Below are 11790 nucleotides of genomic sequence, written 5' to 3'. Positions count from 1 at the left end.
CATGAGCTGGAAGGAGGCCGCCGAACCGGTGCTCTCGCGGATGCCCGTCGTGGAGCGGCCCGCGGGGCACGTCCCGTTCAAGCGGAAGCTCACGTGGACGGCCGGCATCCTGATCGTCTACTTCTTCCTGACCAACATCAACCCGTTCGGGTTGGCGGTCGGGCAGGGGTCGGACTTCTTCGGGCAGTTCCGGTCGGTGCTCGCCGGCTCGTCCGGGTCGCTGTTACAGGTCGGTATCGGGCCGATCGTCACGGCGTCCATCGTCCTCCAACTGTTGGGCGGTGCGAACCTCCTCGGGCTCGACACGGAGAACGACCCGCGTGACCAGGTCCTCTATCAGGGCCTCCAGAAGCTGCTGGTGATCATCGTCTCGGCGCTGACGGCGGCGCCGATGGTGTTCACCGGGAGCTTCCTTCCGGCCGACCCCGCCGTCGGTGACGCGCTCGGCATCGGCACGTTCGGCGTGCAGGTGCTGATCTTCGCGCAGATCTTCGTCGGCGGCATCCTCATCCTGTTCATGGACGAGATCGTGAGCAAGTGGGGGGTCGGCTCCGGTGTCGGGCTGTTCATCATCGCGTCGGTGAGCCAGCAGATCGTCGGCGGCTTCTTCAGCTTCTCCGCGCTCGGCGCGTCCGGCTTCTTCGCGAGCTGGTACGGCGTCATCGTCGGCGACGTGCCGGCCTCGCTGTCGCCGTTCACGGCGGAGGGGCTCCAGAACCTGCTGTTCGATCCGGGTAGCATTCTGGCGCTTTTCACCACGGTGTTCATCTTCGGGATCGTCGTGTACGCGGAGTCGGTCCGCGTCGAGATCCCGCTGTCGCACGCCCGCGTGAAGGGCGCTCGCGGACGCTTCCCGGTGAAGCTCATCTACGCGTCCGTCCTGCCGATGATCCTCGTTCGCGCGCTGCAGGCGAACATCCAGTTCCTCGGCCAGATCCTCTCCTCGCAGTGGGCGGGGATGCCGGCGTTCCTCGGCGAGTACAGCGAGCAGGGACAGCCCATCTCCGGGCTGTTCTACTACCTGAACCCCATTCAGAGCCGCGAGCAGTGGATGTGGTTCCTCGGCGAGATCCCGGCGTCGGTCGAACCGTGGATGATCGCGGTCCGGCTCGCCGTCGACCTCTCGTTCATGATCGTCGGCGGCGCCATCTTCGCGATCTTCTGGGTCGAGACGACCGGCATGGGGCCGGAGGCGACCGCGAAGCAGATCCAGAACTCCGGGATGCAGATCCCCGGGTTCCGCCGGAATCCGCAGGTCGTCGAGAAGGTCATGGAGCGGTACATCCCGCAGGTGACCGTCATCGGCGGCGCCCTCGTCGGGCTGCTCGCCGTGATGGCGAACCTGCTCGGCACCATCGGCCAGGTCTCCGGAACCGGGCTGCTGCTTGCGGTCTCTATCACGTACAAGCTGTACGAGGAGATCGCCGAAGAGCAGCTGATGGAGATGCATCCGATGATGCGCCAGATGTTCGGTTCAGAATAGCGGATATGTGCGGGCCTTAGGCCCGCTAACGCCGTTTCCTTCTTTCTTAGCAAACCGGCGAGCGGCTGCCGGACATCCTGATCCCGTACCCTCAGCGGCAGCTACGGGGGTGACGGCCTGATGGCGGTCGTCTACGCGGCGCAGATACAGACGACGCTCAAGGAGATCGTCCGGCGGTCGGATCCCGGAGTTACCCGCAACGACCTCATTGAAGGTGCGGAGGTCGAACTCGACGTCGAGCGTGACCGCATCGTCGAGCAGCTCGACACGCTCGACCGACGCGGCGAGGTGTACCACGTCGGTGACGGCGCCGAAGCGGAGGTGCGTGTCCCGTGACGGGGATCGTCGACCGCGAGGAACCCTGCCCGCGGTGCGGTGCCCTCGCTGGTCGTGAGCTCGCCGATGGGTCGATCGAGTGTCTCACGTGCGACCACGTCGCGCTCGACGCGTTCGTGGTCGCGAAGCGGTCGATGGGGGTGCGTTCGCGATGAGCGAGGCCTCGGAGGCACTCGACCACGCCGCCATCCGGCAGCTCATCTACGGCCTTGCGTCCGGTGACCCCGAAGACTACGACAACATCGTCGACGCTGTCCACGAGGTCGTCGAGGAGAACCGGCGCCTTCGCGAGGAGGTTGCCGAGCTCCAGGAACTCGTTGACCCCGATCCCGGAGCGACCGAGTACCAGCAGCTGACGAAGCCGCAGAAGGTGAGCCGCGTGCGGTCGGCCCTCGTCGAGGAGGCCGAGAAGCGTGGCGGTCGCGCAGCGCTCCACTACGACGACGTCAAGTGGCTCTTCGACGGTCACCCGTCGGCCGGCCACTGCTACGACCTGATGGAGCGCGCGGCCGACATGGACGGCTTCGCGTACGACCGACCCAGCGGCGAGGGTGGTCAGAAACGAGTTCGCGTGAATCTCGACGGCGTGAACGATCTCGAACGCTTTCACGCCGTGAATAACCGTTCCACGGAGGAGGGTCGCTGAGATGCCGCGCTACCACTCCACTATCCCACCTCCGTTGGTTTATCTCCAACTTCCGTTGTAGTGTAGTGTGTAAGTAAGGAAGCGTTAGCGACGGGTACGACGAGAGTGGAACGGAGTGGAACGGGTCGGAGCCGGCTGAACGCAGCCGAACCCGTTATTCACGCCGTGAAAGCACCCTCGTTCGGTGCCGGTCGCTGACACCGAGATCACGCCACCGATGTCAGAGACAGACGGCACGACCGAGACGGACGGCACAGACGACTACCCCGACGACGTCGGGCTCGCTGGGATGGCCGTCGGGGTGACCCGCCTCGACGGCACGACCACGCCCGGGATCGTCCGCGGGACACGCGATGTCCAGGTGGGCGAGGAGACACTCGCGACGCGCGTCATCGTCGACGTCGAAGATGACGACCAGCCGCTCGACACGGACGCCGAGCGTGTCGAGGTGATCTAAGATGGGCGGCGCGATGTCGGACGCCGAGGTTGCCGCGCGGATCGAGAAGGACGACGGCCCTCTCGACGAGACGGTACTGCTCAAGCGGTCGACGGGAGGCACGCGTCGAGTCTATCACGACGCCGACGACCCGTGTTTCAACGCCGACGACGCCGGCTACCGGTCAGGGCCTGAGCGCGTCACTCGGCGGGAGGCGCAGGACCGCGAGATCGCCCCGTGTAAGGGCTGCGTGATCGGTCCCGATCTCCCGGAGTCCCATGACAACGAGCTGTACGAGCGGGCTCGGAACTTCGACCCGAGCGTCCACGACAGCCTCGCCGACGTCGACTTGGAGGGTGAGAGCTGATGCCGGCGTCCGGACAGCACAACGAGCAGGCAGCGGAGACACCCGACCCGTCTCCCGAGCTCTCCGAGCGGTACGGCGAGAACCCGGCGCGGTTCCTCCAGGAAGACATCCACGCCGACAGCGGTGCCGGGACGTCCGGCGAGTTCATCTTCGCTCGCATCCGCGGGATCGAGTCGACCTCGCTCGCCCGCTACTGGGTCGCGATGGAGCGCCGACTCGCGTCGATCAACGACCGCGAGCCTCGCGAACGCGTTCTCCACGCACTCGCGCAGCGCGAACGCTACCTCGAAGCGAATGGCGAGGGCCTCGCACAGGCCGGGATGACGCCGGCGGAACGCCGGGAGGCGGCCGCCGAGCACGACGCCGAATCGGTGGCGGTGCTTGTCGACGAGGACGGCGAGGCGGTCTCGTGGAGCAGACAAGAGGGCGCGACCGTGGAGGCGAGTCGATGAGCGACGACGTCGAGCGCTTTGTCGAGCATCCCGACCCGGACCGCTTCTTCATCCAGATCGAGCCGGCCGAGATCGAGATGGACGTCCACGACCACGACGATGTCGAACTCAAAACTCAGCTCGTCCCCGGCGGGGGATTCTGTGTCGAACTAACTGCTCGGTTCGAGTACGCCGGTCGCGACTGCTCGCAGCACGTCTCACTCAACCGCGACGCTGCGGAGTCGCTGTACGAGCGCCTCGGGGAGTGCCTTGAGGAGGATGATCGCCGATGACGAGGTACGGCTGCCGAATCTGCGACTTCTCGACGAAGAGCCCGGCCGGGATGTCCTCGCACGGGCGGAAGCACCGCAACGAGTTCGAGGAGATCGTCGGGCGTCGGCCAGAGGACTACGACGAGGTCGTCGCGCTGCTCCGCGATGGGGAGACGCCCGAGGACTACAACGGCGAGACAGGCTCGCCGACGACACTGGAGGAGTACGCAGATGGGTGACGCTGCCCTCGGCGACCTCGACCGGCGCACCCGAGAGTGTCTCGCCGATCTCCCGCCGACAGCATCACTCGTCTACCTCGAGCTCTACAACGCCGACGGTCCGCGGACCCTCCGCCAGCTGACCTACCAGATGGCCCGACCGGAGCGGTCGATCCTTCGAGCTCTCCGGCAGCTTCACGATGAGGATCTCGTCTCGTGTTCCCCGCGCCATACCGACCCGCCGTCGTCCGAGTGGGAGGTCGACGGGTGACCGACAAAATGGCGGTCGATGGACCACTTAAGCCTGTGGCCAAGCAACACACTGGTGACGACAGCCCGGCGACGGGCGCGGTAGAGTGCCAGCACCAGAGGCGATCGGGCCGATGACGGCACCACACTCACCGCGATACGACAGGGCCGGAGAGACGGTCGGTCGTGAGTTTTCTGTAACTATGCCTGAGCAACCTGCCTACCACGAGCACCTGCTCGACGCATCGGACGTGTGTAACTCCTGTCACAGGGTCATCCGCGTCGAGCGGCAGGACCCGGCGCGTGGCGGGATCACCCGAGAGTACGAAACGCACCACGAGCGCCACCGTGATCACACCGTAGTCGACTACGGCCCCGCCAAGACTGTCGGCGAGCAGCAAGGGACGTTCTGCGACCGCTGCGGCACCGAGTCGCCGTGGGACCGGTACTGGGACGACCACCGGACCAACACGCACGAGCTCGCGACCGCGCTCGGTTGGTTCGACGATGTCGACGAGCCCGCAGTGACTCCGTGCCAAGAGCGCGAGGTCTCCATGTCGAAGTTTCGTGAGCTGGTCCAGAACACGATCCGGACGCTCGAACACAAGGGTGTCACCCTCGACCGGCAGACGCTCGCCCGGGAGGCACTCCGGCGCCGTCGCGACGGCGAACACGTCGACGACTGCCTCGGCGAGGCAACCAAGGCGGCGATCGTCGCGTCGATCAACCAGGGCGACGCCGGACAGGACACCCGGCGGGAGGCCCCCGCATGAGCGCCGCCGGCTACGGCCGGGTGGCGTTCGACTTCGCCGGTCGCGAGCTCGAGGGTACCGCGGTCGACTTCGAGCCCGCCGGCGACGTCTCCGGCCCCGATGGGATACTGACCGTCGATGTCGACGGACTCACCTACCGCGTCACGGAGTCCGAAGCGGCCGACCCGGATCGATAGCTCAGTCTGGGAGAGCACCGGCCTGAAGCGCTGGCATGCCTCGGTTCGAATCCGAGTCGATCCATCTCCCGAGGGCGTGATCTCCACGGCTTTCCTCCACGGAGGTCAGGTCACGCGCCCGAGGGAGTGCTGAGACACACGAGCGGCCGGCACAATCGCCGTCTCGGCGAGATCGTGTGCTACGTCACGAACGTGAGGAGCTTCGCGTCGATCGTTCCATCCGTTCAAACCCACCAAGTCCGGCCGCCTTGCCGTGCCTGTGGAGGTGACAGACGCCCCTATTGGGAGTGGCGAGACCCAAGCCCTCTACGGGGCCACCCTGTCCGGGGTTCGACTCCCCGCGCGGCCGTTCGACACGCAGTGACATACCCCTCCGTTTCCACTCCAGATGGACGATACACCCGAGTTCACCGACCGGCAACGCGAGTTCCTGAACGCGCTCCCGGCGACCACGAGCGAGATCGCCGAGAAGATGGGCATCGCCTCACGGAGCGTTCGCGACCACCGTGAGAACGTCCAGGAGAAAGGCGTCGAACTCGACTACGACGAGGCGACGCACATCTGGTCGCGTGCCGACGACTCGGGCGACCTAGAGGACGACGAGGACACCACGTTCCCGGACCTTTCGGACACGCCCGTCGCCGACGTCGACCCTGATCCATCGAAGCTCAACGAGGACGAGCGCGTCATCGCCCGCGAACTCCAGACCGGCGTCGACGACATCGACGCACTGGCTGAGGACCTCGACGAACGGCCGGGCGTCATCACGCAGCGGCTCCGCGACCTGCGCGAGCGCGGCTGGCAGGTGTACGTCGACGAGTCCGCGGACCACGTCGCGATCGAGGGCGACTCGACGCTCCGGAGCTCGGAACACATCGGCACCCGGACGCGGAAGGCGAACCGCTGGTGGGAGCAGCGACACAACGAGCTCGTCCGCGAGTACAAGGGACTCGACGACGTCCCGTCGACGACGCAGTACGACACGCACCCGGACAACGAGGACTGGGTACTCCACCTGACCGACGTCCACGCCGGCGACTTCGTCCGGCAGGACGACGGCACCGTCGTCTACGAGCCCGACCTCATCCCGGACGTCATCGACTACGCGACGCGCCGGTCGCTCCACCTTGCCGACGTCCACGATGCCACGTACGACACGGCGTACGTCCTCCTCGGCGGCGACCTCGTCACCGGCGAGGGCATCTACGAGGGCCAGCTCGCGAACGGCGACGTCCAGGCGTTCATGGACGAGCAGATCGACCTGCTCCACGACCCGCTCCTCCGACTGGTCGACGCCTACGCCGAGCGCTTCGACGAGGTCGTCATCGTCTGCCAGATCGGCAACCACGGCGACATCCGGGCGGACGGCACCTCGAAGCAGGCGAACGCTGACCTGATCACGTACAAGAACCTGCGGAACACGGTCGCCGCCCTCCGGCGCCGACACGGGGAGTTCGAGAACGTCGCGATGAAGATCGGCGAGGCGCGCGCCTACCGGAACTTCGACCTCCGTGGCGGGAAGCTCACCGGCCACCTCCGACACGGGCAGGACCGTGACCCGCAGGCGTCGACGTCGGCGCGCCTCAAGGAGTGGCTCTCGACGCTGATGGACCACGAGTTCGACCTCGCGTACATCGGCCACCACCACGTCTCCGGGATGATCCCCTGGGACGGCCCGCCGATCGTGACGACCGGCAGTCCCAAGCCGAGCGGGGAGTTCGTCGAGCGGCTCGGCGTCGGCGTCCCGTCCCGGTTCCAGTCGGTCGCCTCGTGTCACGGTGTGAGCGACGCCGGGATGACCGGCTTCTACCCCATCGACGACCGCGCGTTCCAGTCTACATGATGCACCAGGACCCCACTGCCTCGCACCAGTTCGACACGGACACGGTGTCCGTCGTCACGACCGAGGGCGAGGCGAGCCCGCTCGCGTTCTACGACGCCTCGTCGCGAGGGGCGTGGCTCGCGATGGACGATCCGCTGGACCTCCGGGACTACCGCTAGGCTAGATCATGTCCAGATCATACCCACCGCGACCGTCGACCTACCGACCGAACCGCTGCCCGGAGTGCGGGTGTTCGTACAGCTCCGCGAGTCCGTGCGACTGCCATCCCCTGATGGATGTCTCATGACTCCACACGCACCTGCTCGGCCGTGGTACTGCCGGGACGACGTCGTCGACGAGTACAAGACCACGCTCCAAGAGGACGATGAGAAGCTACCGATGCTGAAGGCCCTCAAGATCATCCGGGCGATCGTCGTCAACGTCGGCCTCATCGCCGGCTGGATCTACGCGCTGTACCTCGGCGGCGATCCGACGGTGATCACAGTTTTCGCGCTCGCAGTGGTCGGCGCGTACAACGGCCTCGAGCTCGGCGACTACCTCGCGCTCCTCCAAGCGTACAACGAGATCCAGACCGAGTCCGATACCGATGACTGACGACCACGTCCCGCGACGGTTCGAGCTCGTCCGCGAGGAGGACGTGTCCGAAACCTCGGGAACGGGCGTCGTCGCCGTCGGCGTCGAGTACCCGGACGGCGCTGTCCACATGCAGTGGCGCAACGCCGACAACGACGGCCTCGAGACGGACGCGAACGGGTGTGCGTTCAAGCCCGCGCCGGACGGCCTCGTGGCGACCGAGGAGATCCACGGCCACGACGGCCGCACGACCGTCCGGTTCCTCGATGGCGCTCCCGACCGAGACTAACGGCCATGCCGGACATCCTCGTCGAACCGGACGAGACCGCCGCTGCCCTTCGGCAGTACGTCCGAGACAACCCCGCCGTCCGAAAGGACGCGTACGAGTACGAGGACACGGACCCTGTCCAAGGCGCGTGCTACCTACTTGCTGAGGCGTACTTCCACGCCGCTGGCGGGCAGGACTCTTTCGACGTCTACCGACTCGACTGGAGCGAAGTCAATCCGGCGTACGATGGCGCCCACTGGTTCCTCCGCCGAAGTGACGACGGCGCTATCGTCGACCTCTCGCTCTCGACGCCCGACGACGGCGCCGACGTCCCGTGGGACCAGGCGCGACACCGAGCGTTCATCACCGGCTACACCCCGTCGAATAGAACACAAACCGCCCTCCAGGCGGTCGGCCTCCACTCCTGAAAAACAACCCCTCATGAGCGACGATACCTGTCCCGGCACGAACAACGAGGGTGAACCCTGCGGCCTCGACGCCGGCTGGGGCACCGACAACGACTCGGGGCCGTGTAAGTTCCACGGCGGCGCCGGCGGAGATGTCGGCGATCCCGGCGGTGCCCCCGAAGACAACACGAACGCCGTCACCCACGCGCTGTACGTCGAGAGCAACCGCTTCTACCAGGATGTCATCGACGACGCGCTTCGCAACCTCTGCGACGACATCTACGACGGCTACGTCGAGAAGTTCCGCGAGGTCAACGGAGAGCCCGTCGCCGGCGAGAAAGCGCGGCTGTCGGAGATCGCGATCAACCACATCAAGGTGATCCACTCGGACAACTGGGCGGCTCACCGCCCCGAATCGCTCGACTCCGGAAACGCACTCGTCGACCGGGAGACGCGGGTGAAAGCCTCCCAGAACGAGTTCCGCGAAGAGGTGCGCTACAAGGAGTCGGTCGTCGTGAAGACGCAGCAGCGCCTCCGGAAGGAGGACCGCAAGTGGCTGAAGGAGATGGGACTGCTCGGCGCCGACGAACTCGACGTCAACGTCGACGGGCAGGTCGACCACGACCACAGCCACGGCCTCGACGAGGCGACTCGTGAGATGATCGACGACCTCGAAGAGGACCTGAAGGCATGACCGACCCGGATAACGCCGACCGCGTGTTCGTCGACTTCGACAACACGCTGACTACCGACGACGTCGCGTACTGGGACGGCGAGCGGCCCGACCCCGACGAGGACGTCATCGACGCGGTCAACGAGCGCTACTACGACGGCGCCACGGTCGTCGTCTGGACGGCGCGCCCGTGGAGCGAGGCCGGCCGCATCGCGGCGCACCTGACCGAGTGGGGCGTCCGCTGGCACGCGCTCCGCTGCGACAAGGGCTCGGGCGACGTGTACATCGACGACAAGGCGGTCCGCCCGTCGGAGGTCACGGAGAGATGACCCCGCTCGCCCTCCACGTCGCGGCCCGTCTCCACGACGCCGACCACGTCGACGACATCCCCGACGACGTCGATCGCAAGGGCCGGTTCGGAAAGTACGAGAACCAGCAGCCGGACTTCGCCCGCTCGCAGGACATCCCCGACTTCGTCCGGAACAACATCGTCACCGTCGCCCGGCGTGAGTTCGCGCTCGACCCGCCGTCGACGCCCGACGACCAGGAGGCGATCCGGCAGAGCGAGTACCGCGAGTTCTGGATCGACGAGCTCGACGCTGAGCCGTGGGACATCTACTCCATCTCGGAGGCGATGGCCGCCCGGTTTGACATCAACCCGGGCTGGGCGTTCAAGACCGCCCGCCAGCACCTGAACCAGCTCGTCCTCCAGGCCCGGATGCGTGGCTACCGCCAGGAGCGACTCGCCGGCCGGCGCTTCCGGTGGGCCGGTCCCGAGGCGGACCACCCGGCGTGTCAGTGGATCCGCGACCAGATCCCCGAGAAGGGGCTGCCGTATCACGAGGTCGTCGAGCTGATGCAGGAGGCGAAGCGGCGGTTCGTCGAGGACCCGCCGTCGAGCGCACACGTCGTCCACGACTGGTGTCGCCACGAGATGCGCGAGGTTCAGTGACCATGTCCGCGGAGACGGAGACAGGCACGACCGCGTCGACGTCGATCGCTCGGCTGGTCGAGGAGCGCCCGACCGCTCACCCGCTCCCGTTCTCGATCCGACACCTCGGGACGGACGGGATCCTCGCGCCGCCGAAGCACCTGCGCGACTGGTACCAGCACATCTGGGAGGCGGTGTACAAGCCGCACACGCCGAAGAACCTCGCGCTGCTGGGGCCGCGCAACTACGCGAAGACGGTGTCGACCATCAACGTCGCGCCGGCGTGGCTCGCGGTCAACTTCCCGAGCATCCGGATGGCGATCGTCTCCCACAAGAAGACGCACGCCGACAAGCGGGCGAAGACGGCCGTCGCGTCGATCGAGGAGGCGTGCGAGCGGTACGGCGTCCCGGTGTACGACTCCTCGAAGACGACGCTCCAGCTGGAGGCGGGCACCCAGAACATCGAGCCGACGCTCGAACCGCTCTCTATCCGGACGTCGGACACAGGGTCGCACTACGATGTCATCATCTACGACGACATCGCGACGCTCACGAATCAGACGACAGCGCTCCGGTCGCAGATATCGGAGAACTTCGAGGAGTTCTACGACAACGTCGCCGCAAAAGCCGGCGCGACCTGTCTCCCGCACAAGTCGCTCAACATCGTCATCGGGACGCGCAAAACGCCCGAGGACGTCTACCGCGAACACGTCCTGTCCACGAACAACCCGGAGTGGGACGGCTGTATCGCCCGCGGCGTCTCCCGGCCGGGCTGGGCGGCTCGCATCTGGCGAGCGACGCCCGACTGGCACGTCATCGAGAACGAGACCTATCAGGTCCACGCGACGGACGGCGAGGTCTACGACTCGATCCGGGATGTCCCGACAGACGTCGAGATCATCGACGACGGGATCCGGCCGGCACCCGACACCGACTTCCGGACGCTGTGGCCCGAGTTCGAGGCGCCCGAGACGCTACTCACGAAGGTTGTCTCGAAGGACGGCAGCGCCGGTCTGTGGCGCGCGGAGAACCAGCAGAACCCCGAGGCGGCCATCGGGCGCGTCCTCGATCTCGACTGGCTCCGCTTCGTCGACCCAATCCCCCGAGACGACTGGTCGGCACTGGAGTGGTACGCCGGGCTCGACTTCGCGAACCCGAACAACGTCGCCGCCGAGGAGCGCGGCGAGACCGACTACTGGGCGCTCGCGGTCTACGCGTACGACCGCGACAACGACCAGGAGTACGCCGTCGACGTTTGGCGTGACCGCGGGTACATGTGGGAGGAAGCGGCGACGGACTTCGTCGGTGTCCACCTCTCGGACTACCCGGTCGGCGAGCTCCTCGTCGAGAGCAACTTCGACGGCAAGGAGATCGCCGACACGATCGAGGACAACGTCGACATCCGGGTGACGCCCAGCAACTCGGAGGGCGAGAAGGAGCAACGACTCCACCGCCTCGCGAACCGCTTCCAGCAGGGGAAGGTGAAGGTCGCGAGCGAGGAGAACGAGCGCTGGGAGTCGTTCATCCGCGAGGAGTGGCTGCCGTTCCCCGATGCGGCTCACGACGACCGCTTCGACGCCCTCGAGATCGCGTCGCGTGGCCCTGATGGCTCGGTTGAGCACGCATCGAGTGACGAGTTCGAGCACCTCGACTGGTAATTCACGAATTCATGGATACAACGACACCACCCCGACCGGAGCACCGCACA

Annotated in this window: 21 protein-coding genes and 1 tRNA gene; all 22 read left to right on the top strand. The window is 66.6% G+C overall.

Annotation, left to right across the window (positions count from 1 at the left end; all coding sequences use genetic code 11):
* Nucleotide 1: 1 nt before the first annotated feature.
* On the top strand, nucleotides 2-1483 hold the full coding sequence (gene secY, locus DVK07_RS12935) for a preprotein translocase subunit SecY (RefSeq protein WP_121597458.1): 1482 nt from the start codon (nucleotides 2-4) through the stop codon (nucleotides 1481-1483).
* Between the two features lie 120 nt (nucleotides 1484-1603).
* The gene (locus DVK07_RS12930; RefSeq protein WP_121597457.1) at nucleotides 1604-1819 is read left to right on the top strand and encodes a hypothetical protein; all 216 of its coding nucleotides are present in this window, start codon (nucleotides 1604-1606) and stop codon (nucleotides 1817-1819) included.
* On the top strand, nucleotides 1816-1974 hold the full coding sequence (locus DVK07_RS22690) for a hypothetical protein (RefSeq protein ID WP_158603155.1): 159 nt from the start codon (nucleotides 1816-1818) through the stop codon (nucleotides 1972-1974). Before DVK07_RS12930 ends, DVK07_RS22690 begins: the two co-directional genes overlap by 4 nt.
* Entirely contained in the window at nucleotides 1971-2465 is a 495-nt protein-coding gene (locus tag DVK07_RS12925) for a hypothetical protein (RefSeq protein ID WP_121597456.1), read from the top strand. Before DVK07_RS22690 ends, DVK07_RS12925 begins: the two co-directional genes overlap by 4 nt.
* Before the next feature lie 217 nt (nucleotides 2466-2682).
* A complete protein-coding gene (locus DVK07_RS12920) occupies nucleotides 2683-2922 on the top strand; it encodes a hypothetical protein (RefSeq protein WP_147441158.1) in 240 nt (79 codons plus the stop codon).
* A 1-nt stretch (nucleotide 2923) separates the two neighbouring features.
* A complete protein-coding gene (locus tag DVK07_RS12915) occupies nucleotides 2924-3268 on the top strand; it encodes a hypothetical protein (RefSeq protein ID WP_121597454.1) in 345 nt (114 codons plus the stop codon).
* Nucleotides 3268-3720: a hypothetical protein gene (locus tag DVK07_RS12910; RefSeq protein WP_121597453.1), complete on the top strand. Its 453-nt coding sequence runs from the start codon at nucleotides 3268-3270 to the stop codon at nucleotides 3718-3720. The genes DVK07_RS12915 and DVK07_RS12910 overlap by 1 nt, the downstream gene beginning before the upstream one ends.
* The gene (locus tag DVK07_RS12905) at nucleotides 3717-3992 is read left to right on the top strand and encodes a hypothetical protein (RefSeq protein WP_121597452.1); all 276 of its coding nucleotides are present in this window, start codon (nucleotides 3717-3719) and stop codon (nucleotides 3990-3992) included. Before DVK07_RS12910 ends, DVK07_RS12905 begins: the two co-directional genes overlap by 4 nt.
* On the top strand, nucleotides 3989-4210 hold the full coding sequence (locus tag DVK07_RS12900) for a hypothetical protein (protein ID WP_121597451.1): 222 nt from the start codon (nucleotides 3989-3991) through the stop codon (nucleotides 4208-4210). The genes DVK07_RS12905 and DVK07_RS12900 overlap by 4 nt, the downstream gene beginning before the upstream one ends.
* Nucleotides 4203-4460 (top strand): MarR family transcriptional regulator, encoded by a 258-nt coding sequence (locus DVK07_RS12895; protein WP_121597450.1) that lies wholly within the window; start codon nucleotides 4203-4205, stop codon nucleotides 4458-4460. The genes DVK07_RS12900 and DVK07_RS12895 overlap by 8 nt, the downstream gene beginning before the upstream one ends.
* A 181-nt stretch (nucleotides 4461-4641) precedes the next feature.
* Nucleotides 4642-5211, top strand: a complete 570-nt coding sequence (locus tag DVK07_RS12890; RefSeq protein ID WP_199719509.1) for a peptide ABC transporter substrate-binding protein — start codon at nucleotides 4642-4644, stop codon at nucleotides 5209-5211.
* Entirely contained in the window at nucleotides 5208-5387 is a 180-nt protein-coding gene (locus DVK07_RS12885; RefSeq protein ID WP_121597448.1) for a hypothetical protein, read from the top strand. The genes DVK07_RS12890 and DVK07_RS12885 overlap by 4 nt, the downstream gene beginning before the upstream one ends.
* Nucleotides 5378-5451, top strand: a tRNA-Phe gene (locus DVK07_RS12880). The genes DVK07_RS12885 and DVK07_RS12880 overlap by 10 nt, the downstream gene beginning before the upstream one ends.
* A 324-nt stretch (nucleotides 5452-5775) precedes the next feature.
* A complete protein-coding gene (locus DVK07_RS12875) occupies nucleotides 5776-7230 on the top strand; it encodes a hypothetical protein (protein WP_121597447.1) in 1455 nt (484 codons plus the stop codon).
* A complete protein-coding gene (locus DVK07_RS23345) occupies nucleotides 7230-7388 on the top strand; it encodes a hypothetical protein (RefSeq protein ID WP_199719507.1) in 159 nt (52 codons plus the stop codon). Before DVK07_RS12875 ends, DVK07_RS23345 begins: the two co-directional genes overlap by 1 nt.
* Before the next feature lie 124 nt (nucleotides 7389-7512).
* Entirely contained in the window at nucleotides 7513-7824 is a 312-nt protein-coding gene (locus DVK07_RS12870) for a hypothetical protein (RefSeq protein WP_121597446.1), read from the top strand.
* Nucleotides 7817-8092, top strand: coding sequence for a hypothetical protein (locus DVK07_RS12865; protein ID WP_121597445.1), 276 nt, complete (start codon nucleotides 7817-7819; stop codon nucleotides 8090-8092). The genes DVK07_RS12870 and DVK07_RS12865 overlap by 8 nt, the downstream gene beginning before the upstream one ends.
* Before the next feature lie 5 nt (nucleotides 8093-8097).
* Nucleotides 8098-8499: a hypothetical protein gene (locus DVK07_RS12860; RefSeq protein ID WP_121597444.1), complete on the top strand. Its 402-nt coding sequence runs from the start codon at nucleotides 8098-8100 to the stop codon at nucleotides 8497-8499.
* Nucleotides 8500-8512: 13 nt separating this feature from the next.
* Complete coding sequence (locus tag DVK07_RS12855) at nucleotides 8513-9172, top strand: hypothetical protein (protein ID WP_199719505.1); 660 nt, start codon at nucleotides 8513-8515, stop codon at nucleotides 9170-9172.
* Nucleotides 9169-9480, top strand: coding sequence for a capsular biosynthesis protein (locus tag DVK07_RS12850; RefSeq protein ID WP_121597443.1), 312 nt, complete (start codon nucleotides 9169-9171; stop codon nucleotides 9478-9480). Before DVK07_RS12855 ends, DVK07_RS12850 begins: the two co-directional genes overlap by 4 nt.
* Entirely contained in the window at nucleotides 9477-10103 is a 627-nt protein-coding gene (locus tag DVK07_RS12845) for a hypothetical protein (protein ID WP_121597442.1), read from the top strand. The genes DVK07_RS12850 and DVK07_RS12845 overlap by 4 nt, the downstream gene beginning before the upstream one ends.
* A 2-nt stretch (nucleotides 10104-10105) precedes the next feature.
* Complete coding sequence (locus tag DVK07_RS12840; RefSeq protein WP_121597441.1) at nucleotides 10106-11740, top strand: hypothetical protein; 1635 nt, start codon at nucleotides 10106-10108, stop codon at nucleotides 11738-11740.
* The last annotated feature ends 50 nt before the right edge of the window (nucleotides 11741-11790 follow it).

The sequence above is a fragment of the Halorubrum sp. Atlit-26R genome, assembly GCF_003666015.1.
Lineage (GTDB): Archaea > Halobacteriota > Halobacteria > Halobacteriales > Haloferacaceae > Halorubrum.
Note: the sequence above shows the minus strand (reverse complement) of the source record. Positions and strands in the feature narration are given on the sequence as shown.

Bases quoted from the DNA above. Each gene is read 5' to 3' on its own strand.
- DVK07_RS12905 (WP_121597452.1), top strand. From the start codon at position 3,717: ATGAGCGACGACGTCGAGCGCTTTGTCGAGCATCCCGACCCGGACCGC.
- DVK07_RS12930 (WP_121597457.1), top strand. From the start codon at position 1,604: ATGGCGGTCGTCTACGCGGCGCAGATACAGACGACGCTCAAGGAGATC.
- DVK07_RS12890 (WP_199719509.1), top strand. From the start codon at position 4,642: ATGCCTGAGCAACCTGCCTACCACGAGCACCTGCTCGACGCATCGGAC.
- DVK07_RS12895 (WP_121597450.1), top strand. From the start codon at position 4,203: ATGGGTGACGCTGCCCTCGGCGACCTCGACCGGCGCACCCGAGAGTGT.
- DVK07_RS12900 (WP_121597451.1), top strand. From the start codon at position 3,989: ATGACGAGGTACGGCTGCCGAATCTGCGACTTCTCGACGAAGAGCCCG.
- DVK07_RS12860 (WP_121597444.1), top strand. From the start codon at position 8,098: ATGCCGGACATCCTCGTCGAACCGGACGAGACCGCCGCTGCCCTTCGG.
- DVK07_RS12925 (WP_121597456.1), top strand. From the start codon at position 1,971: ATGAGCGAGGCCTCGGAGGCACTCGACCACGCCGCCATCCGGCAGCTC.
- DVK07_RS12855 (WP_199719505.1), top strand. From the start codon at position 8,513: ATGAGCGACGATACCTGTCCCGGCACGAACAACGAGGGTGAACCCTGC.
- DVK07_RS12910 (WP_121597453.1), top strand. From the start codon at position 3,268: ATGCCGGCGTCCGGACAGCACAACGAGCAGGCAGCGGAGACACCCGAC.
- secY (WP_121597458.1), top strand. From the start codon at position 2: ATGAGCTGGAAGGAGGCCGCCGAACCGGTGCTCTCGCGGATGCCCGTC.
- DVK07_RS12920 (WP_147441158.1), top strand. From the start codon at position 2,683: ATGTCAGAGACAGACGGCACGACCGAGACGGACGGCACAGACGACTAC.
- DVK07_RS12845 (WP_121597442.1), top strand. From the start codon at position 9,477: ATGACCCCGCTCGCCCTCCACGTCGCGGCCCGTCTCCACGACGCCGAC.
- DVK07_RS12885 (WP_121597448.1), top strand. From the start codon at position 5,208: ATGAGCGCCGCCGGCTACGGCCGGGTGGCGTTCGACTTCGCCGGTCGC.
- DVK07_RS23345 (WP_199719507.1), top strand. From the start codon at position 7,230: ATGCACCAGGACCCCACTGCCTCGCACCAGTTCGACACGGACACGGTG.
- DVK07_RS12875 (WP_121597447.1), top strand. From the start codon at position 5,776: ATGGACGATACACCCGAGTTCACCGACCGGCAACGCGAGTTCCTGAAC.
- DVK07_RS12870 (WP_121597446.1), top strand. From the start codon at position 7,513: ATGACTCCACACGCACCTGCTCGGCCGTGGTACTGCCGGGACGACGTC.
- DVK07_RS12850 (WP_121597443.1), top strand. From the start codon at position 9,169: ATGACCGACCCGGATAACGCCGACCGCGTGTTCGTCGACTTCGACAAC.
- DVK07_RS12915 (WP_121597454.1), top strand. From the start codon at position 2,924: ATGGGCGGCGCGATGTCGGACGCCGAGGTTGCCGCGCGGATCGAGAAG.
- DVK07_RS12865 (WP_121597445.1), top strand. From the start codon at position 7,817: ATGACTGACGACCACGTCCCGCGACGGTTCGAGCTCGTCCGCGAGGAG.
- DVK07_RS12840 (WP_121597441.1), top strand. From the start codon at position 10,106: ATGTCCGCGGAGACGGAGACAGGCACGACCGCGTCGACGTCGATCGCT.